This is a genomic window from Streptomyces sp. NPDC058371, assembly GCF_042723265.1.
GTDB lineage: Bacteria > Actinomycetota > Actinomycetes > Streptomycetales > Streptomycetaceae > Streptomyces.
In genome coordinates this window covers 122,016-141,549 of the sequence record NZ_JBHXJC010000014.1, presented here as the reverse complement: position 1 = coordinate 141,549, position 19,534 = coordinate 122,016, and the positions used below count along the sequence as shown (strand labels likewise).

17 protein-coding genes and 1 pseudogene are annotated in these 19,534 nt (G+C 71.5%); 6 read left to right on the top strand and 12 right to left on the bottom strand.

Features of this window, described 5'->3' with window-relative positions:
* Positions 1-17 precede the first annotated feature (17 nt).
* The 4 genes and pseudogenes from efeU to ACFWM2_RS32030 form a co-directional block, all read right to left on the bottom strand.
* Positions 18-896 carry an iron uptake transporter permease EfeU gene (efeU, locus tag ACFWM2_RS32045; RefSeq protein ID WP_383287218.1) on the bottom strand — a complete coding sequence of 293 codons (879 nt, stop codon included), beginning with the start codon at positions 894-896 and terminating at the stop codon, positions 18-20.
* Positions 897-899: 3 nt separating this feature from the next.
* The gene (gene efeB, locus ACFWM2_RS32040) at positions 900-2,189 is read right to left on the bottom strand and encodes an iron uptake transporter deferrochelatase/peroxidase subunit (RefSeq protein ID WP_383287216.1); all 1,290 of its coding nucleotides are present in this window, start codon (positions 2,187-2,189) and stop codon (positions 900-902) included.
* Between the two features lie 11 nt (positions 2,190-2,200).
* Positions 2,201-3,337 (bottom strand): iron uptake system protein EfeO, encoded by a 1,137-nt coding sequence (efeO, locus tag ACFWM2_RS32035; RefSeq protein ID WP_383287214.1) that lies wholly within the window; start codon positions 3,335-3,337, stop codon positions 2,201-2,203.
* A gap of 189 nt (positions 3,338-3,526) precedes the next feature.
* Positions 3,527-3,754 (bottom strand): annotated as a pseudogene (locus ACFWM2_RS32030) (hemin ABC transporter ATP-binding protein); the annotation flags it as partial.
* Positions 3,755-3,999: 245 nt separating this feature from the next.
* On the opposite strand from ACFWM2_RS32030, the gene ACFWM2_RS32025 reads away from it, so the two are divergent.
* Complete coding sequence (locus tag ACFWM2_RS32025) at positions 4,000-4,647, top strand: PhzF family phenazine biosynthesis protein (RefSeq protein ID WP_383287212.1); 648 nt, start codon at positions 4,000-4,002, stop codon at positions 4,645-4,647.
* A gap of 22 nt (positions 4,648-4,669) precedes the next feature.
* Here ACFWM2_RS32025 and ACFWM2_RS32020 read toward each other — a convergent pair whose 3' ends face one another.
* A complete protein-coding gene (locus ACFWM2_RS32020) occupies positions 4,670-5,347 on the bottom strand; it encodes a heme oxygenase (biliverdin-producing) (protein ID WP_383287210.1) in 678 nt (225 codons plus the stop codon).
* A gap of 187 nt (positions 5,348-5,534) precedes the next feature.
* The gene (gene map, locus ACFWM2_RS32015) at positions 5,535-6,392 is read right to left on the bottom strand and encodes a type I methionyl aminopeptidase (RefSeq protein ID WP_383287208.1); all 858 of its coding nucleotides are present in this window, start codon (positions 6,390-6,392) and stop codon (positions 5,535-5,537) included.
* A 58-nt stretch (positions 6,393-6,450) separates the two neighbouring features.
* On the opposite strand from map, the gene ACFWM2_RS32010 reads away from it, so the two are divergent.
* Positions 6,451-6,681 carry an SPOR domain-containing protein gene (locus tag ACFWM2_RS32010; RefSeq protein WP_383287206.1) on the top strand — a complete coding sequence of 77 codons (231 nt, stop codon included), beginning with the start codon at positions 6,451-6,453 and terminating at the stop codon, positions 6,679-6,681.
* A 336-nt stretch (positions 6,682-7,017) separates the two neighbouring features.
* Here the strand turns inward: ACFWM2_RS32010 and ACFWM2_RS32005 are convergent, their stop codons facing one another.
* Together ACFWM2_RS32005 and ACFWM2_RS32000 are read right to left on the bottom strand one after the other, a co-directional pair.
* Positions 7,018-8,334, bottom strand: a complete 1,317-nt coding sequence (locus tag ACFWM2_RS32005; RefSeq protein ID WP_383287432.1) for an MFS transporter — start codon at positions 8,332-8,334, stop codon at positions 7,018-7,020.
* 199 nt (positions 8,335-8,533) lie between these two features.
* Entirely contained in the window at positions 8,534-9,136 is a 603-nt protein-coding gene (locus tag ACFWM2_RS32000) for a hypothetical protein (RefSeq protein WP_383287204.1), read from the bottom strand.
* A 115-nt stretch (positions 9,137-9,251) separates the two neighbouring features.
* On the opposite strand from ACFWM2_RS32000, the gene ACFWM2_RS31995 reads away from it, so the two are divergent.
* The 3 genes from ACFWM2_RS31995 (at position 9,252) to ACFWM2_RS31985 (ending at position 11,551) form a co-directional block, all read left to right on the top strand.
* Positions 9,252-10,325, top strand: coding sequence for an exo-alpha-sialidase (locus tag ACFWM2_RS31995; protein ID WP_383287202.1), 1,074 nt, complete (start codon positions 9,252-9,254; stop codon positions 10,323-10,325).
* A 37-nt stretch (positions 10,326-10,362) separates the two neighbouring features.
* Complete coding sequence (gene npdG / locus ACFWM2_RS31990) at positions 10,363-11,082, top strand: NADPH-dependent F420 reductase (protein ID WP_383287200.1); 720 nt, start codon at positions 10,363-10,365, stop codon at positions 11,080-11,082.
* A 280-nt stretch (positions 11,083-11,362) separates the two neighbouring features.
* Positions 11,363-11,551 carry a hypothetical protein gene (locus tag ACFWM2_RS31985; RefSeq protein WP_383287198.1) on the top strand — a complete coding sequence of 63 codons (189 nt, stop codon included), beginning with the start codon at positions 11,363-11,365 and terminating at the stop codon, positions 11,549-11,551.
* 16 nt (positions 11,552-11,567) lie between these two features.
* On the opposite strand, the gene ACFWM2_RS31980 is transcribed toward ACFWM2_RS31985, so the two are convergent.
* Together ACFWM2_RS31980 and ACFWM2_RS31975 are read right to left on the bottom strand one after the other, a co-directional pair.
* Entirely contained in the window at positions 11,568-11,939 is a 372-nt protein-coding gene (locus ACFWM2_RS31980; RefSeq protein WP_383287196.1) for a hypothetical protein, read from the bottom strand.
* Positions 11,940-12,528: 589 nt separating this feature from the next.
* Complete coding sequence (locus ACFWM2_RS31975; RefSeq protein ID WP_383287194.1) at positions 12,529-13,329, bottom strand: site-2 protease family protein; 801 nt, start codon at positions 13,327-13,329, stop codon at positions 12,529-12,531.
* A gap of 170 nt (positions 13,330-13,499) precedes the next feature.
* Here ACFWM2_RS31975 and ACFWM2_RS31970 point away from each other — a divergent pair, with 170 nt between their 5' ends.
* The gene (locus ACFWM2_RS31970; protein ID WP_383287430.1) at positions 13,500-17,096 is read left to right on the top strand and encodes a BTAD domain-containing putative transcriptional regulator; all 3,597 of its coding nucleotides are present in this window, start codon (positions 13,500-13,502) and stop codon (positions 17,094-17,096) included.
* A 29-nt stretch (positions 17,097-17,125) separates the two neighbouring features.
* On the opposite strand, the gene ACFWM2_RS31965 is transcribed toward ACFWM2_RS31970, so the two are convergent.
* Positions 17,126-18,004 (bottom strand): ABC transporter permease, encoded by an 879-nt coding sequence (locus ACFWM2_RS31965; RefSeq protein WP_383287192.1) that lies wholly within the window; start codon positions 18,002-18,004, stop codon positions 17,126-17,128.
* On the bottom strand, positions 18,001-19,026 hold the full coding sequence (locus ACFWM2_RS31960) for an ATP-binding cassette domain-containing protein (protein WP_383287190.1): 1,026 nt from the start codon (positions 19,024-19,026) through the stop codon (positions 18,001-18,003). The genes ACFWM2_RS31965 and ACFWM2_RS31960 overlap by 4 nt, the downstream gene beginning before the upstream one ends.
* Positions 19,027-19,534 lie beyond the last annotated feature (508 nt).

Here is a 19,534-nt window from a genome sequence, read left to right as displayed (position 1 = left end):
CCTCATCGTGACCTTGCTCAGCGCTTGTCGCCCACCGGACCGCCGGTCGCCGGCTGGGGCTGCTCGGCGGCCGGCTTCGGCTTCCCGGCACCGGGCCGCCCGCCCGGGGACAGGAAGACGGCCAGTGTCGGCACCAGGTACAGCGCCCACACCGTGACCTGGAGGACGGTCGGGTCCGGCTGGAAGTTGAAGACGCCCTTCAGCAGGGTGCCGTACCAACTCGACGGCGGGATCGTGTCGCTGATGTCGAAGGCCAGGCTGGTCAGACCGGGCACCAGGTCGGCCTCCTGGAGGTCGTGCACACCGTAGGCGAGCACGCCCGCGGCGACGACGACCAGCATGCCGCCGGTCCAGGTGAAGAACTTGGCGAGGTTGATCCTCAGTGCGCCGCGGTAGAAGAGCCAGCCGAGGAGAACGGCGGTGGCCAGGCCCAGAGCGACGCCGATCAGCGGGCGCGGGGTTCCGTCGCTCGCCGCGTGCACGGACGCCCACACGAACAGCGCCGTCTCCAGGCCCTCGCGGCCGACCGCCAGGAACGCGGTCGCCACCAGCGCGCCGGTGCCCATCGCGAGCGCCGCGTCCAGCTTGCCGTGCAGCTCGGCCTTCAGATGCCGTGCCGTACGCCGCATCCAGAAGACCATCCACGTCACCAGGACCACCGCGACGATCGACAGCGAACCGCCGAGCGCCTCCTGGGCCTTGAACGTCAGCTCCTGGGAGCCGAATTCGAGGACGCAGCCGAAGCCGAGCGAGAGGGTGACCGCGACACCGATACCCATCCAGATCGGCCTCAGGGCGTCCCTGCGGCCCGTCTTGACCAGGTAGGCGATCAGGATGCAGACGACGAGGCTGGCTTCCAGCCCCTCGCGCAGACCGATCAGATAGTTGCCGAACACGGGCTACGCCTCCTTCGAGAACAGCTCGCGGCCCCACCAGTCGTCCTTGTCCCGGACGCCGGGCGGAATCGCGAAGATCGCCGAACTCACGTGCTGGATGTACTCGTTGAGCGCGTCGGTGCGCGACAGGCTGCGCTGCACCGGAATGAAGCCCTTGCGGACGTCACGCTGGTACGCGAGGAAGAACAGCCCCGCCTCCAGCCGGCCGAGGCCGTCGGTGCCGTCGGTGAAGGAGTAGCCCCGGCGCAGGATCGTGGCCCCGTCGTTGGAGTCGGGGTGCGCGAGCCGGACGTGCGCGTCGGGCTTCATCGCCTTCAGGAACGGCTTGTCGCGCTCCTTCGCCTTGCCGACCGGCGCGCCCTCGCCCTTGTCCCGGCCGAAGACGTCCTCCTGCTCCTGGAGCGACGTGCGGTCCCAGGTCTCGATGTTCATCCGGATACGGCGCGCCACGAGATACGAGCCGCCGGCCATCCAGTCGGGACCGTCGCCCTCGCCCACCCACACGAACTTCTTCAGCCGGTCCGTCTCGGTGCCCGCGATGTTGCGGGTGCCGTCCTTGAAGCCCATCAGATTGCGCGGGGTCTGTGCGTCCGGGGTCGTCGAGGACGTCTTGCCGAAGCCGAGCTGGGACCAGCGGATGGCGACCTTGCCGAAGCCGATCCGGGCCAGGTTGCGGATCGCGTGCACCGCGACCTGCGGGTCGTCCGCGCACGCCTGGACGCACAGGTCGCCGTCGCTGCGGGCCTTGTCCAGGTTGTCGCCGGGGAACTTCGGCAGCTCGACGAGCGCCTCGGGCCGCCGGTCGCCGAGGTCGAACTTCTCGAAGAGGGACGGCCCGAAGCCGATCGTCAGCGTGAGCCGCGACGGCTTGAGCCCCAGCGCCTCGCCGGTGTCGTCCGGGGGAGCCTCGGCCAGACCGCCGTACGCGCCCTCGCCGACCGCGTGTCCGGCGGTCATCCGCGCGGCGGCCTGCGTCCAGTCCTTCAGGAGCTGTACGAACGCGGCGCGGTCGTCCGTCTTCACGTCGAACGCGGCGAAGTGCAGGCGGTCCTGTACGGGCGTGGCGATGCCGGCCTGGTGCGTGCCGAGGAAGGAGACCGCGCCGCCCGTGTCGGCGCCGGCCGGCTCCACGTCGTTGCCCGCGCGGGTCATCGCCACCGCACCGCCGGCCGCGGCGGCGCCGAGCGCGAGGCCCGCACCGCCCCAGCCGATCAGCGAACGCCGGGACGGCGCAGGGGTGCCGGTGGCCTCGGCGGCTTCCGTGGTGTCCGTGGTGTGGGTGGTGTCCGTCATGGTGGCGGCTCCTACTTCACGACAGCGGCGGCAAGCTTGGACAGCGGCTCGGCGAGCGCGTTGACCGCGTCCGAGAGCTCCTTGCGGTCGGCCTTGCCGACCTTGTCGTACGAGGTGAAGTCGTACGAGTTCTTGTCCGTGCGGTACTTGTCGAGCAGCGTGTTCAGTGCGGCGAACTGCTTGTCGAGCTCGGTCGTGAGCGCCGCGTCGTTCTCCTTGGCGACGGGCTTGAGCAGCTCGTACGCCTTCTGCGCGCCCTCGACGTTGCCCTTGAAGTCGCTCAGGTCGGTGTGCGAGTAGCGGTCCTCCTCGCCGGTGACCTTGCCGGTGGCGACCTCGTCGAGGAGCTCCTTGGCGCCGTTGGCCATCGAGGTCGGGGTGATCACGGCCTTGCCGACCCGCTGCTGCCAGTCCTTGAGGTCGGTGACCAGCTGGTCGGCGAGGGTCTTCTCCGCCGCACCGATCTTCTTCTCCTGCCACAGGGACTTCTCCAGACGGTGCCAGCCCGTCCACTTCTGGCCGTCCTCCAGGCCGTCCTCGCGGACGTCGACCTTCGGGTCGATGTCACCGAAGGACTCCGCGACGGGCTCGGTGCGCTCCCAGCCGAGGCGCGAGTCGGCGAACTCCTTCTTCGCGGCCTCGATGTCGCCGTCCTTGACGGCCTTGGCGAACGCCTCGGCCTTGGGCAGCGTCGCGTCGGCCTGCTCCTGCGCGTACGCGCGGTAGGCGGCGACCGCCTTGTCCAGACGGGGGTCGCGCCGGGCGACCTTGCCGCCGGTGACCGTGAGCTTCTGGCGGACGCCGTGCCCCTTCATGCCCGGGCGGCAGGCGATCTCGTACGAACCGGCCTTGACCTCGGCGGTCAGCGTGTACTTGGTGCCCGGGCCGATGTTCTCCTTCTCGGAGACGATCCGGTCGTCCGGGAACACGATCTCGACCTCGGTGGCCTGTGAGCCCTTGTTCTCGATCTTCAGCGTGACCTGGCCGGCCGGGACCGACTTCGACGAGGTGTCGCACGTGGAGTCCGCGGCGGTCACCTGGATCGCGTCACCGTCCTTGGCGTCGCTCTTCTCCGTGCAGCCGGTGACGGCGGCCAGAGCGGCCGCGGTGGCGGCTGCGGTGACGACGGAGAGTCGGACGGCTCGCATGAAGGCTCCCGGTGAAGGCGGACAGGGCCGCGCGGAACGCCCGCGCAGCATGGTGAGGCTGGCCTAACTTATCTGAGGCTTGCCTCATCGATACCCACGCGGTCGGTGATTCAGCTCTCACGGGCAGCGCACAGGCACGGCTTGATCACGGCGTCTCAAAACAGGCCCCACGGAATGGCAAAGGGAAGGTCAAGGGCTCCGCTCGGGGGCGACGAGGACGGCGCCCGCCCTGGGGTGCGCGAACACCTCGGCAGGCGGGCCGTCGGCCGTGACGCGACCGGCGCAGAGGATCGCGACCCGGTGCGCGTAGGCCGCCGCGAGCCCCAGATCATGCAGCACCACGACCACGGCCTCCCCGGCGTGCGCCCTTGCCCGGCAGATCCTCAGCACCAGCTCCTGATGGCGCACCGGAGCGGCCGGGTGGACCGGGTTGGCCGGGCGGGCAGGGGCGACCGGATCGGTCCGGTCGCCCGGAGCGGCTGGGTTGACCCGTGAGGTCCGGTCGACCGGTGCGGGTCGGGCGCGTGGCGCGTGGCGGGTGTGACGCGTCCGGCCCGGTCGGCCGGGCAGACCCTGCGACCTCGGGGGTCGTCGGGGCGGGGCCCAGGGAGGGTCTCCGGGGCCGCGGCGGACTCGCCGTCCGGTGATGTTTGAATGCGGGGGTGACTGACTTCGACGTGCTGCGGGTCTTCTGCGGGCCCGACGGCGGATACGGCAACGAACTCGGTGTCGTCCGCGAGGGCTCGGTGATGCCGGACCGCGAGGAACGCCAGGCGTTCGCCGCGAAACTCGGTTTCAGCGAGACCGTCTTCGTCGACGATCCCGAGCGCGGTGTCATCGACATCTACACGCCCACCCTGCGTCTGCCGTTCGCCGGACACCCCTGCGTCGGCACCGGCTGGCTGCTCGACGTGCCCGAACTGGTCACGCCCGCCGGGGTGGTGGGGGTGCGCCTCGACGGAGAGTTCAGCTGGATCGAGGCGCGGGCGGAGTGGGCGCCGCCGCGTACCGTGCGGCAGTGCGCCTCGGCTGCCGAGGTCGACGGCCTGTCCGTGCCGCCGGCCGGCGAGTGGCTCTACGCCTGGGCCTGGGAGGACGAGGCCGCGGGGCGGGTGCGGGCCCGTGGGTTTCCCGGCCGCGGCGACGGGGTCGAGGAGGACGAGGCCACGGGAGCGGCGGCGCTGCTGCTGACCGCCCGGCTGGGCCGGGCGCTCAACATCGTCCAGGGAGCGGGATCACAGATCCTTACGGCACCACAGCCGGAGGGCTGGGTGGAGGTGGGCGGCCGGGTACGGCTGGTGCGGGGCTGAGGGACGCCGGCCGGCCCGGGGGTCACGCCGTCAGGGGGAACTCCTCGCCCAGGGCGTGGAACACCGCGGTGTTCAGGGCGAACGCGTGCTTGCACTCGGTGATGATCCGCTGCTTCTCCAGGTCGTCGGCCGGGAGGTCGTCGAGGAGCTCGCGGTAACTCCGCTTGAAGGCGGCCGGGTTGCTGATGCCCTCGAAGACGTAGAAGCGGACGCCGTCGCCCTTGCGGGCGAAGCCCCAGGTCCGCTCCGCCTTGTCGCGGATGATCTGCCCGCCGGAGAGGTCTCCGAGATAGCGGGTGTAGTGATGCGCGAGGTAGCCGCCGGGCCAGCTGCGCGCGCAGTCGGCGACGCGGTCCGCGTACGCCCGGGTCGCGGGCAGGGCGGTGAGCGTCGAGCGCCAGTCGGCGCCCCGGAGATGGGCCAGGTCCCGCTCCAGCGCCGCGCGGCGCAGCAGCTCGGGCCGCAGGAAGGGCCCGGCCAGCGGATCGGACGCCAGCCGCTCGGTGTCCGCCTCCAACGCCTCGTACACGAACCACAGTTGCTCGGTGTAGCGCGCGTACGCGTCGACGCCGAGCCGGCCGCCGAGCAGGTCGCTCATGAAGGTCGAGGTCTCCGCCTCCGTGTGCTGCTCGTGCGACGCGGTGCGGATGAGTGTCGAGAACGCCGTGCCGGACGCCAGTGACGCGGTCGACGACTTCATGGGGACCTCCGGTGCCGAAGGGGGACGAGAACCAGTGAGATCTTCTATGGTTAGGCTTACCTAAGTCAATGTGTTTCCGACATCCTGTCGGTAAAATCGTACCCGCGAATCCGATCGCGCCCACATCAAAGAGCCCGCCCTGTGGACAGGGCGGGCTCGGAGCCGGTGCGGCGGAGTGGGGCGGGTGCTACGGCAGCGTGAGGATCTCCGCGCCACTGTCCGTGACCACCAGGGTGTGCTCGAACTGGGCCGTCCGCTTCCGGTCCTTCGTCACGACCGTCCAGCCGTCGTCCCACATGTCGTAGTCGTGCGTACCCAGCGTGAGCATCGGCTCGATCGTGAAGGTCATCCCGGGCTGGATGACGGTCGTCGCGTGCGGGCTGTCGTAGTGCGGAATGATCAGCCCGGAGTGGAAGGACGAGTTGATCCCGTGACCGGTGAAGTCACGGACCACCCCGTATCCGAACCGCTTCGCGTACGACTCGATGACCCGCCCGATGACGTTGATCTGGCGGCCGGGCCTGACCGCCTTGATGGCACGGTTGAGGGACTCGCGGGTCCGCTCGACGAGGAGCCTGCTCTCGTCGTCGACGTCGCCGACGAGGTACGTCGCGTTGTTGTCGCCGTGCACCCCGCCGATGTACGCGGTCACGTCGAGGTTGATGATGTCGCCGTCGTTCAGCACCGTGGAGTCCGGGATGCCGTGGCAGATGACCTCGTTCACGGAGGTGCACAGCGACTTGGGGAAGCTGCGGTAGCCGAGGGTGGAGGGGTAGGCCCCGTGGTCGCACATGTACTCGTGCGCGACCCGGTCCAGCTCGTCCGTGGTCACGCCCGGGGCGATCAGCTTGGCGGCCTCGGCCATGGCCCGCGCGGCGATGCGACCCGCGGTCCGCATCGCCTCGATGGTCTCCGGGGTCTGCACCTCGGGGCCGGTGTACGGCGTCGGAGCGGGCTTGCCCACGTACTCCGGGCGCCTGATGTTTCCGGGAACGGAACGGACGGGAGAGAGCTCCCCTGGTACGAGCAGCGACTGGCCAGACATGCCAGCGAGTTTAACCAGCGGACGTGGGGCACCATGTCCGTGGCGAAAGGAGCTGGTCATGGCCCTGTTCAAGAAGCGGACCGTCGGCAAGCCCGGCGAGTGGTACTACTGCCTGGAACACAAGAAGGTCGAGGAGGGCCCCGAGTGCCCTGCCAAGGACCGTTTCGGCCCGTACGCGTCCCGCGAGGAGGCCCAGCGCGCAATGGAACAGGCCCGCGAGCGGAACCTCGAATGGGAGAACGACCCCAAGTGGCATGACGCCCCGGGCAGCGGCACCGACGAGGACTGAGCGGCGCGGCGGGCCTCACGGCCGGGGCACGGCGGGTGGAAGCCGGCGGTCCGCTGCCTGCGAGCGGCGGCCTGCAGCCGGCGGGTGCGGACGGCCGGCGGCGGGTGGAAGCCGGTGAAGGCGGACGGAGCCGGCGAGCGTGGACGGAAAGTCGGCGAGCCGCGGACGGCGAGCGGCAGCTTGCGGCGGCAGATGGCGGCGGCCGGAAACCGGCCTGCGGCGCACCGCTGATCGTGGTGGCGGGTCGGGGACAGGCGGTCGGCAGGTGGTGGCCGCGCCGGGAGCAGTCCCGTCGGCCCGCACCCCCTCACGACCCCTAGCCCCTCACCACTCCCGTCACGCCGATGCCGATGCCGACGCCGGCGCCCCCGCGGCCGTCCGGCGTACGGCGCGCATGCGCGAGGCGTGTTCGTTCGTCCGTTCGTCGTACGTCATCAGCTTCGGCAGACACAGGGCGAGCAGCCCCACCGCGCCCACGCAGAGCACACCGCCCGACCAGACCGACGTCCGCACGCTCGTCCACGCGGCCATGCCGCCCACCCGGACCTGGCCCAGCTGGGGTCCCACGGAGTAGGACAGCAGCTCGATCCCGGCGAGCCGGCCGCGCAGCTCGTCGGGGATCGTCTGGTTCCACATGGCCGCCCGGAAGATGCCGCTGACCATGTCGAAGCAGCCGCCGAGGACGAGGAACAGCAGCACCAGCCAGACGCTGTGCACCGCACCCGCGGCCACCATGGCGAGCCCCCAGCAGGCGGCCGCGACTGCCACCATCCGCCCGTGCCGGTGGACGCGTGAGGTCCAGCCGCTGGTGAGGGTGACGACCAGCGCGCCGGCCGGCAGCGCCGCGTACATCAGCCCGAGCGACCACTCGGCGTCCAGCTCGTCCGCGAGGAACGGCAGCACGGCGAGGGGCATGGCGAAGAACATCGCGGCGAGGTCGATGGCGTACGTCCCGAGCAGTTCCTTGCGGCTCCAGGCGTAACGGGCGCCCTCCGCGATGGACCGCAGCGACGGCTTCGCGGCCTCGTGGGCGGCGGGGGAGGCCGCGAGCCCGACGATCAGCACCACCGACACGACGAACGTCGCCAGGTCCACGGCGTAGGCCCAGCCGAGCCCGGCGTACGCCACGACCACCCCGGCCAGGGCCGGCCCCGCGACCCCGCCGACCGTCCAGCGCAGCGAGTTGAGCGAGGCAGCCGCCGGCAGGTGCTCGTGCGGGACGATCCGGGGCACCAGGGAGTCCAGCGCGGGCCGCTGGATCGCCCCGAGGGCGGAGGACAGCGCGGCGACCCCGTACAGCGGCCACACCGTCGGATGCGGCAGCAGCGCGTTGGCCAGCAGCCCGGCGCACAGCACCCCCTGCCCGGCCTCCGTCCAGACGATCAGCTTCCGCTTGTCCATGGCGTCGGCGAGCGCCCCGCCGTACAGGCCGAAGACGATCAGCGGTACGAGCTCCACGGCCCCGATCGCGCCGACCGCCGCCGCCGATCCCGTGAGCACCTTCATCTGCACCGGCAACGCGACGAAGGTGAGGAAACTCCCGAAGTTCGTGATCAGCCCCGCGAGCCACAGCCGGCGGAAGTCCGCGGAGGCCCGCCAGGGGGCGAGGTCCGGCAGGATCGCCCGCAGCCGGGAGCCGGGGGAGGAGACCACCGCTTCCGGGTCGGCAGCGGACGGCGCGGAAGGCGAGGGCAGAGCAGGCGCGGGTGCGGAATCGGAGGGTGCGGCAGGGGCCGGGGCGTCGTCGGTCACGACGGGTCATGCTCAGCGCAGCTTCCCGGAAGGGCAACTTCTTTTCGTCCCGGGACGCCCGCGGGGAGCCTGTCGCGCCCGAGAACCGCCGGTGCCCGGCCTACCACCGCGCCGGCGGCGGCGACGTCAGCTGGTCGGCGAGCCGGGACAGCCGGTCGCGAAAGCGCCGCCGCCCCCGGGGAGCGGGCAGCGAGTTCTCACCGGCCGCCGCGCTGACCAGGTGCTGGACCGTGTCGAGGTCGAGGTCGGGACCGGGCGGCACGGCGAGGGACTCATGGGCCATCGCCTGGAGTTCGCGGTCGCCCGCGTCAAGGGCGAGGACCGTCGCGCCGGCCTGTCGGGCGTCGTGGACCCGCTCCAGAAGCGGCGCCCCGGGCGCGGCCGGCGACACCACGAGCAGGGTCTCACCGCGCCGCGCCGCCTCGATACGGCCAAGACCCACGGCCAGATGGGCCGGATCCGAGGCCTGCGCCCCGTGCCGCACCAGCGTCGGCGACAGCTCCGGCGTCCCCGACCAGGCGGCCTCGTCCACCAGATGCGCCGCCAGGTGCCACGGCTCGTAATCGGCCGTCCCCACCAGCAGCAGGCCGCCGCCGTACGACACCACGGACCCCCGCAGGGCCCCCGCGAAGCGGCGCGTGGCCCCGAGCCACTCGGTCCCGGCGAGCACTTCGCGCAGCAATGCGACCCGTACGGCGTCCATGGAAGGCATCCTGCCGCAACCGGCCGTTCGTCAGGCGGAGTTCACCACGAATTCGCCCAAGATGGGCAAGGGGCACCGATCGAAGCCACCCGGAGTCCGACCGAGGAGCCCGCCCATGACCGAGGCAAGCATCCCCTTCCGCGCCGGCCGCGAGGGCTACGCGAGCTTCCGGATCCCCGCGGTCGTCGCCACCGCGACCGGCACCCTGCTCGCCTTCTGCGAGGGCCGAGTCGGCTCCGCGCAGGACCACGGGAACATCGACATCGTGCTGAAGCGGTCCGGCGACGGCGGCCGCACCTGGGGCCCCCTCCAGGCCGTCGCCAAGAACGGGGACAACCTCGCGGGCAACCCGGCCCCCGTCCTCCTCGACACCGGCCGGGTCCTCCTCGTCCACGTCCGCAGCGCGGCCACGGCGACCGAGGACGCCCTGCTGCGCGGCAAGGTGAAGGCCGCCGACGGGCGCCGCGTCTGGGTGCAGCACAGCGACGACGACGGAATGACCTGGTCAGGCCCGAAGGAGATCACCGGGCAGGTGAAGAAGGCGACTTGGCGGTGGTACGCCACCACACCCGGGCACGGCGTCCAGCTCAGCACCGGCCGGGTCGTCGTCCCCGGCAACCACACCGTCCCGCCCACCGGCACGGACAACGGCACCGAGGCGAAGTACAACAGCGGGCACTGTCTGCTCAGCGACGACCGCGGCGCGACCTGGTCCCTCGGCTACCTCGACGAGAACACCAACGGATACGTGAACGTGAACGAGACCACGGCGGCCGAACTCCCCGACGGCCGGGTCTACTTCAACACCCGCAACGACTCGCCGTCCCCCGGCAACCGGGCCGACGCCCACTCCCGCGACGGCGGCAGAACCCTGGAGAAGCCCTTCCGCCCGCAGGCCGGACTCGTCACCCCCGTCGTCCAGGGCAGCCTCCTCCAGCTCCGGGACCCCGACCTGCTGCTGTACTCGGGACCCGCGGACCCCGCCTTCCGGGCCCTGATGACGGTCCGCGCCTCCGCCGACGGCGGCACCACCTGGCGGCCCGTCCACCCGGTCGACGGACTGCCCGCCGCGTACTCGGACCTGGTCCGCGTCGACCCGGCGACCGTCGGACTCCTCTACGAGACGGGCGACTTCGGCGCGTACGAGACGATCACCTTCCGCCGGATCCCCGTGAGCGCGCTCACCTGACCCGCGCCCGCGGGATCCGCGCACGTAAAGTCGGCCCATGACCTCTACTGACCAGTCCTCCGCCGCCGGCGCACAGAAGGCCCCCGCCAAGGACCCGTGGGACCTTCCCGACGTGTCCGCTCTCGTCGTCGGCGTCCTCGGCGGCACCGGCCCCCAGGGCAAGGGCCTCGCCTACCGCCTCGCCAAGGCCGGCCAGCAGGTGATCATCGGCTCGCGCGCTGCGGACCGTGCGCAGAGCGCCGCCGAGGAGCTCGGGCACGGAGTCGAGGGCGCGGACAACGCCGAGTGCGCGCGGCGCAGCGACATCGTGATCGTGGCGGTGCCGTGGGACGGACACGGCAAGACGCTGGATTCCCTGCGCGAGGAGCTGGCCGGCAAGCTCGTCGTCGACTGCGTCAACCCGCTCGGCTTCGACAAGAAGGGCGCCTACGCGCTCAAGCCCGAGGAGGGCAGCGCCGCCGAGCAGGCCGCCGCCCTGCTGCCCGGCTCGCGGGTCACCGCCGCCTTCCACCACCTCTCCGCGGTACTGCTCCAGGACCCGGAGGTCGAGGAGATCGACACCGATGTGATGGTCCTCGGCGAGGAGCGCGCGGACGTCGAGATCGTGCAGGCCCTCGCCGGACGCATCCCGGGCATGCGCGGCATCTTCTCCGGCCGCCTGCGCAACGCCCACCAGGTCGAGTCCCTGGTCGCGAACCTGATCTCCGTCAACCGCCGCTACAAGGCCCACGCGGGGCTGCGGGTGACTGACGTGTAGCCGACGGGGGGCCGACGTGGGGGGCGTGCGGGCGTGCGGGCCCACGGGGTGTGCGGCCCACGGTGCGTGCGGGCACGAGGGTGAGCCCGGGTCCAACACGGCCTGGGCGGCGGGCCCGCACCGTGGCGAGTACGCGGTGCGGACGCGGAGCCCGGTGCGGACGCGGGGCCGGCGCGGGCGCTGCGGGCGCGGTGCGGGCCCGGGTGTGGCCATGAGGGACACTGGGGGCCGTACGACCTCGTCCCACCTCGTCCGACCGTCCCGTCAGGAGCCGACCCCCATGCCCCGCCTCGCCCTGTATGCCCTGATCGTCTGTCTGATGTCCGTGGCCGCGGCCGTGGTCTCCTTCGTCCAGGGCAGCCTGCTGGGGATCGTGTGGGTACTGCTGGCCGGGCTGTCGTCCAACATGGCCTGGTACTACGCCCGGCGCGCCAGGACCGGCACCGGGTCCGGCTCTGTTACCGGCTGACGGAGCAGAACATTTTTCAGTCATGCAACCGGATGGACAGAGCGGAAGCAGTGACAGAGATTCGCCCAAAGTCGCCTGTCATGACGTACAGATCCCCGTCCACCTCAAAAGAGTCGATGCTCCCGTAGTCCAGCTCGCCAGTTGCATCCTTTGCCGGCGGAGTTCCCTGACCGACCCAATGCAGATCGACCACTTGCGAGAACTCCAGCCTCCCTCGTCGGTAGCAATGTCTCTCACCGGACGCGGCGGGCTTGTGCAGCGGATGACCGACGTTCAGGGCTAGGTCCATTTCCGCGGCCAAGAATCCCGGGCGAGCCTCGATGTCGAGGACATAGCTCTCTTCCAGATAATAAATGGCCAGCCAACTTACTTCCCTGTAGTAATTCACCCCAGGTCCCATTCGATAGGCGTGTTATTTCCGGGACTCTTTCGCGTAACGTGATTTCTCAATGATGTGTGGGTCGCTTATTTCCGGAGCCCTGCCATTACCCTTCTTGATGGCGGGCCGGAGATTACCGTTCCTTCGGATCTGCAGTCGCTTACGTGATCGAGAAACGTCTGAAGTGAGCTCACCGGTTCACCGTCTCCCCAGGGAATGATCCTGCGTGGCCTGACCGTCCGGGCCGTACCTCTGACGTTAGTTCTTTTGGTTCGGACCAGGATCAATCGAGGGGCCGCGCCTCTGCACGTCGCCGTTCGGCCTGATCCAGATCTGACTGCCGTCAGGGTGGTCATAGCGGCGATATCCACCTGGTCGTCGCTTCCGAAGCGCCACACCCCGGCGCCCTTCCACGGCCTTGGCCCGGATTCTGTCCACTAAATGACGCGGCCCCCGTGACCGCGGACGGGATTCGAAGACCCCACCTGTCAAGCGTCGTTGCTCCACTCCGGCAGGTGGGGTCCTTCGTTTCCGCAGGTCGGGAGCAATAGGTCTGGACAGTCTTGTCCCGGAGGGACCGGCACCGGGTCCGGACCTGTTACCGGCTGACGGAGCAGAACTCGTTCGTGCCCTGCCAGAAGCGGTACAGCTCCTGGCCGCAGTAGCGGTGCACGTCGTCGATCCCCAGGCTGCCCAGGATCCCGTAGATCGCGTCGAAGAAGACCCCGTTCACCGAGGGGATCCACAGGACCGCGAACACGGCCAGCAGGCCGAACGGCGCGAAGGGTTCCACCTGCCGCCGGATGTTGTACGAGAGCCAGGGCTCGATCACCCCGTAGCCGTCCAGGCCCGGCACCGGCAGGAAGTTCAGGATCGCGGCCGTGACCTGGAGCAGGGCCAGGAACGCCAGCGCGTACTGGAAGTCCTGGGGCACGCCGTCCAGGGCGTGCAGCCAGAACGGGGCCGTGCACACCACCGCGAACAGGACGTTCGTGAGCGGGCCCGCCGCCGAGATCAGGCTGTGCTTCCAGCGGCCCTTGATGCGGTTCCGCTCGATGAAGACCGCGCCGCCCGGCAGACCGATCCCGCCCATGATCACGAAGATCACCGGGAGGACGATGCTCAGCAGCGCGTGCGTGTACTTGAGCGGGTTGAGGGTCAGATAGCCCTTGGCGCCGACCGAGATGTCGCCGCTGTGCAGGGCGGTGCGTGCGTGCGCGTACTCGTGCAGGCACAGGGAGACGATCCAGGCGGCCGTCACGAACAGGAACACGGCGATGCCGGGCTGCTCGGCGAAGCCGGTCCAGGTCGCCCACGCGGTGACCGCCGTGACGGCCAGGATCCCGATGAAGACGGGACTGATCCTCCGGTCGCTGCGACGGGACGCGGCGGTGGTCATGGGGCTCCCTGGGCTGATGATGAACTGTTCTTCGGGCCGGTCGGCCTGCCCGACCGTACCGGGCGCAATCCGAAAACGTCTCGCGATCCCCTCCGAGTTCCGGGGAAGGTGGGGGTATGAACATGGGGGCGGCGGCACATGCTGACGAGGACGGGATGATGCCGGAGACAATGGACCCCGTGCGCTACCGCATCCTCGGCACCACTCAGGCACTCCGCCCCGACGGCACCCCCGTCCCGCTGGGCGGGGCGCGGCTGCGCGCCCTGCTGACGGTGCTCGCCCTGCGGGCCTCACGGACCGTGCCCGCGGCCCAACTCGTCGACGAGGTGTGGGACGGCGACCCGCCCGCCGACGCGACGGGAGCGCTCCAGGCGCTGATCGGGCGGCTGCGCAGGGCGCTCGGCCCGGACGCGGTGGACTCCGCGGCGGGCGGTTACCGCCTCGCCGCCGCCCCGGACGACGTCGACCTGCACCGCTTCGAGCGGCTCGCCGGCGAGGGCACGCGCGCGCTGTCCGACGGCGACGCCGCCAAGGCGGCCGTGGTCCTCGACGACGCCCTCGCCCTGTGGCACGGTCCGGCGCTCGCCGACCTGCCCGACCGCACCGCCGCGTCGGCCCGTTGGGAGACCAGGCGTCTCGACGTGCGCCGGGCCCGCCTCACCGCCGCTCTCGCCCTCGGGCACGCCGAACAGGCGCTGCCCGAGCTCACCGCCCTGTGCGACCTCCACCCCCTGGACGAACCCCTCCAGGCCCTCCGTCTGCGCGCCCTCCGTGACGTCGGCCGCACCGCCGAGGCCCTCGCCGTCTATGACTCCGTGCGGCGGCTGCTGGCCGACCGTCTTGGCTCGGACCCGGGCCCCGAACTGCGCTCGCTGCACGGGGAGTTGCTGCGCCCCGCAGTGGTGCGACCGCCTGCCGCCGGCTTCCGCGGAGCCGACGGCGCTCCGACGGCCGCCGGTTCCGAGTCGGGCACTGGGGGCCATGGTGCTCAGGGGCGGCCTCGGTACGCGTCCGGGGCGGCCGCCGCCCCGCCCGTCCCTCCGGCGTCGAGCGCGCCGCCGTATCCGTCCCCGGCCGGACAGCCCCGTGCCGGCGCGGGCACGGGCCCGGCGGCACCGCGGGCCGGGGCCGGGGCCGACGGGCGTGACCCGGCCACCGGTCACGTGTCGCCGTACGGCGACGGATCAGCTGAGCACGCCGCGCGGGGCGTCGCCTCCGAGGTGGCCGGCGCGAACGCTGCACCGCGGGTCCGCCCGACGCTCCCGCCGACGGGCAACCTCCGCGCCCGTCTCACCTCCTTCGTCGGCCGGGAGGCCGACATCGCCACCATCCGCGGGGATCTCGCGGCCGCACGGCTCGTGACCCTGCTCGGGCCCGGCGGGGCCGGGAAGACGCGGTTGTCGCAGGAGGTCGCCGAGGCCGTGGCGTACGCCGCTCGGGACGGGGTGTGGCTGGCCGAACTGGCGCCCGTCGACGATCCGGAGGCCGTGCCCGAGGCCGTCCTCACCGCGGTGGGTGCCCGCGAGACCGTGCTGCGCGGCGCCGGTGCCGAGGAGCTGCGGGCCGCGGCCGACCGGCACGACGACCCCCTCGCCCGGCTCGCCGAGTACTGCGCCAAGCGCCGGATGCTGCTCATCCTGGACAACTGCGAGCACGTGGTGGACGCCGCCGCCCGGCTCGTCGAGCATCTGCTGGAGCGGTGCCCCGAGCTGACCGTACTGGCCACCAGTCGTGAACCCCTCGGCGTACCGGGGGAGTTGCTGCGTCCCGTGGAGCCGCTGCCCGAGCCCGTCGCGCTGCGGCTGCTCGGCGACCGCGGCGCCGCGGCCCGGCCGGGCTTCCGGACCGAGGACGACCCGGAGGCCGCGGCCGAGATCTGCCGGCGGCTCGACGGGCTGCCGCTCGCCATCGAACTCGCCGCCGCCCGGCTGCGGATGCTCACCCCGCGCCAGATCGCCGACCGGCTCGACGACCGCTTCCGGCTGCTGACCTCCGGCAGCCGGACGGTCCTGCCGCGGCAGCAGACCCTGCGGGCCGTCGTCGACTGGTCGTGGGAACTGCTCGACGAGGACGAACGCGAGGTGCTGCGGCGGCTGTCCGTCTTCGCGGGCGGGTGTGATCTCGCCGCCGCCGAGGCCGTCTGCGGACCCGCCGCACTGGAGGCGCTCGGTTCGCTCGTCGACAAGTCCCTTGTGGTGGCGGCCCCTTCGGCGGACGGGGGGATGCGCTACCGGCTCCTGGAGACCGTCGCCGAGTACGCGGGCGAGCGTCTCGACGAGTCCGGCGGCCGCCCCGCGGCCGAGCGCGCGCACCTCACGCACTACCGCGAACTCGCCCGCGCCACCGACCCCGAACTGCGCGGCCCCGGCCAGCTCGCCGCGCTCGAACGGATCCAGCGCGAGTACGAGAACCTCCGCACCGCCCTGCGGCACGCCATCACCGAGCGGGACGAACAGGAGGCGCTCTGCCTCGTCCTCTCCCTGGCCTGGTACTGGCAGACCCGCGACCAGCGCATCGAGACCCGCAGCTGGGCCAGTGAGGTCATGGCGCTCGGCCCCGACCCCTTCGCCCCGCCGGTGCGACCCATCGAGCCGCTGTACGAAAGCTGCACGGCCGCCCCGCCGCCGATGCGCCCGGAGGTCCTCGAAGAGGCCCGGCGCGGTGTCCACCTCGTCCATCTGGCCTGTATGGACACGGACTTGTCCGCCTGGCAGACGCCCGAGGCCGAGCGGAAGCTGCGCGCCATCAGCGAGGCCTACCGGCCGGGGCTGCCGCAGACCTGCCGCAGCCCCGGCTACCTCTGGTTCTACGCCGTCCTGCTGACCGGTGACATGGAGCGGATGCGCTGGGTCATCGACACGACGGTCGCCACCTGCCGCGAACTGGGCTACGACTGGGAACTCGCCGTCTCCCTCCAGATGCGCGCCAACATCCTCGCCAACCGCTCCGACTGGGCGGGCGACGCGACCCGCGACGCCGACGAGGCGCTGGAGATCTTCGACCGGATCGGAGACGCCTGGGGCGCCGCCGAGGCGCTCTCCGCGCGCGGTGAGGCCCACGAGCGCCGGGGCGCGTACGCACTCGCCGCCGCGGACTACCGGAAGGCCATCTCCTACGCCGAACAGCTCGGCGCCCACACCCAGATGGCGGTGCTCAGCGCCCGTCTCGGCAGCGTCCTCATCGAGTCCGGCGAGCCCGAGCGGGGCGAGCGGATGCTGCGGGACGTGCTCGCCGAGGGACACGGCGCCGTCAACGAGGCCATGCCCGCCGGCCGCCTCTTCCTGGCGATGTGGCTCGGCCGCACCGACCGTGTCGAGGAGGCGCGCGAGCAGATGCGCCTGCTGCGCGTGGACTTCGAAGCCGTCAGCTTCGTGGTCTTCGACGGGTTCGTACTCGGTGTGGAGGCCTGGCTCGACGCGGTCGACGGGCAGTACGCGAGCGCCCGGGAGAAGGTGCGTTCGGCGATGGAGCGGGCCGTGGACCCGCTGTCGAAGATGATCGCGCCGCACATGGCCTCCGCCCATCTGGCCATCGCCGCCGTCGCCCTCACCGGTCTGGACGGCGGCCGGCGCGCCCCGGACGCGGCCCGGCTGCTCGGCGCCGCCGACCAGCTGCTGCCGCCGGGCCACTTCGCGGGCCCGATGGAGGACGAGGTGCGCGTCCAGGCCGAGGCGGGTGTGCGGGCCGTCCTCGATGACGCGACGTACGAGGCCGCGTACGCCGAGGGCGGCGGCCTCTCCTTCGAGGAGGCCACCGCCCTCGTCTGACGCGGACCGGGCACTGCCGGGGTGCAACGTCAGCTCTTGGTACGGAACTTGTGGATCGCCACCGGTGCCATCACCGCCGTGATCACCGCCGTCCAGCCGAGGGTCACCCACAGGTCGTGCGCGACCGGGCCGCCCACCATCAGACCGCGGGCGGTGTCGGCGAGCGAGGAGAGCGGGTTGTAGTCGGTGAAGGCCTGCAGCCAGCCCGGCATGGTCCGGGGCGGCGAGAAGATCGACGAACCGAACTGGAGGGGCATCAGCACCAGGAAGCCCATGGCCTGCACGGACTGGGCGTTCTTCATCGTCACCCCGAGGACCAGGAAGATCCACATCAGGGCCGAGCCGAAGAGGACCGCGAGCCCCACAGCGGCGAACAGGCCCGGCCAGTTGGTGATGTCGAAGCCGACCAGCACGCCGACGATCATGAGGATCGTCGTCGCGACGAGCATCCGCATCAGCTCCACCACGATCTTGGCGAAGAGCACCGAGCCCTGGCCGATCGGCAGGGTGCGGAAGCGGTCCATCACACCGGTCTGGAAGTCCTGGTTGAAGCCGGTGCCGACGGCCGTGGCGATGTTCATGCCCATCATCGCCATCAGGCCCGGTACCACGTACTGCACGTACTGGTCCTGACCGCCGCCGAGCGACTGCCCGATGGAACCGCCGAAGACGTACACGAACAGCAGGGTGAAGACGATCGGCATCAGGACCGCGTCGAACATCGACTCCGGGTCCTGACGGATCCACAGCAGGTTGCGGCGGACCAGGGCGCCGATGTGGCGCGCGTGCGCGCGGGGGCTGATACGGCCCTCGTCCTTCGCGGAGAGAGGGGCATCGATGACAGAAGGGAGGGGCGCGGCGGAGCCGCTCTCCGGAAGGGTGGCGGTGGGCGACGGGCGGGCGCTCATACGGAGACCTCCTCATAGGCGCGGGCCGGGGTGTTGTCCTGCGGGGCACTGGCCTTGTGGCCGGTGAGGGACAGGAACACCTCGTCCAGACTGGGCAGTTCGGTGCTGATCGAGCCGATCGTGATGCCGCGCGCGGTGACCGCGCCGACGACGGCGGTGAGCTGCTCGTCGCTCAGGATCGGGACCAGCACGGTGCCGGTCTCGGTGTCCACGGTGGAGGTGGCGAGGCCGGTGAGGCCCAATTCGTCGAGCATGGCGGCCAGCGGGCGCAGCTCCAGCGGGTCCACCGGGCGGACGCGCAGGGTACGGCCGCCGACCTTCGCCTTCAGCTCGTCGATCCGGCCGCTGGCGATGACCTTGCCGCGGTCGATGACCGTCAGCGCGGAGGCCAGCTGCTCGGCCTCCTCCATGTACTGGGTGGTGAGCAGCACGGTGGCGCCATCGGCGACCATGCGCTTGACCTCCCGCCACACCTCGTTGCGGGTACGGGGGTCCAGGCCGGTCGTCGGCTCGTCCAGGTACAGCACGGCCGGGCTGCCGATCATCGAGGCGGCGAGGTCGAGCCGGCGGCGCATACCACCGGAGTACGTCGCCGCCGGGCGCTTGGCCGCGTCGGTGAGGGAGAAGCGCTCCAGGAGCTCGTCGGCCCGTCGGCGGGCGTCCTTGCGCGGCAGGTCGAGGAGCCGCCCGATCATGTAGAGGTTCTCCCAGCCCGGGAGCTTCTCGTCGACCGAGGCGTACTGGCCGGTCAGCCCTATCACGCGGCGCAGCTGCCGGGGCTGCTTCAGTACGTCGTAGCCGGCCACCGTCGCCTGGCCGGAGTCGGGGGTGATGAGGGTGGACAGCACACGGACGAGGGTGGTCTTGCCCGCGCCGTTGGGACCCAGCACGCCGAGCACGGTGCCCTCGTGCACGTCCAGGTCGACGCCGTCCAGCGCCTTGGTCTCGCCGTAGTGCTTGACCAGTCCCCTCACGGTGACGGCGCTCCGGGCGCCGCTGGGGTTCTTGTCGATTCGCGTCATGTCCACAACTTGTCAGCCCCCACCGACAAACCACCGACAGCTCCCCGACAGCCGCCCGACGCCACCGACATCTCACCGACAGCACCCTTCAGTCCGTCGGGCGCTTGCGGTCGAGCGCGCCAACGGGGGCAGCGGGGGCAAGTCTCAGCCCGTCCGGCGTTTGAGGACGAGCGCGCAGCGCGACGCGGGGGTCTGGGGGCGGAGCCCCCAGGTACGGGACGGGCAGGGGCGGAGGGGGCGAAACAACTCCCGTACGAACAGCCCCCGTACGAACCCCGTCGGGGAACGACCCCGTAAGGAAACGGCACAGCCCCACCGACGGGGGAAGATCGGCGGGGCTGCTTGGTGCCACAGTGGCTCAGTGAGCGCGACACCCTCGCGGGCGCCGTACAGCTGGACGCAGGCCTCAGCGGACGCAGGCCTCAGCGGCGCAGGACCTCAGCGGGACGAGGGCCTCAGCGGAAGCAGGACCTCAGCGGGACGAGGGCCTCAGCGGAAGCAGGACCTC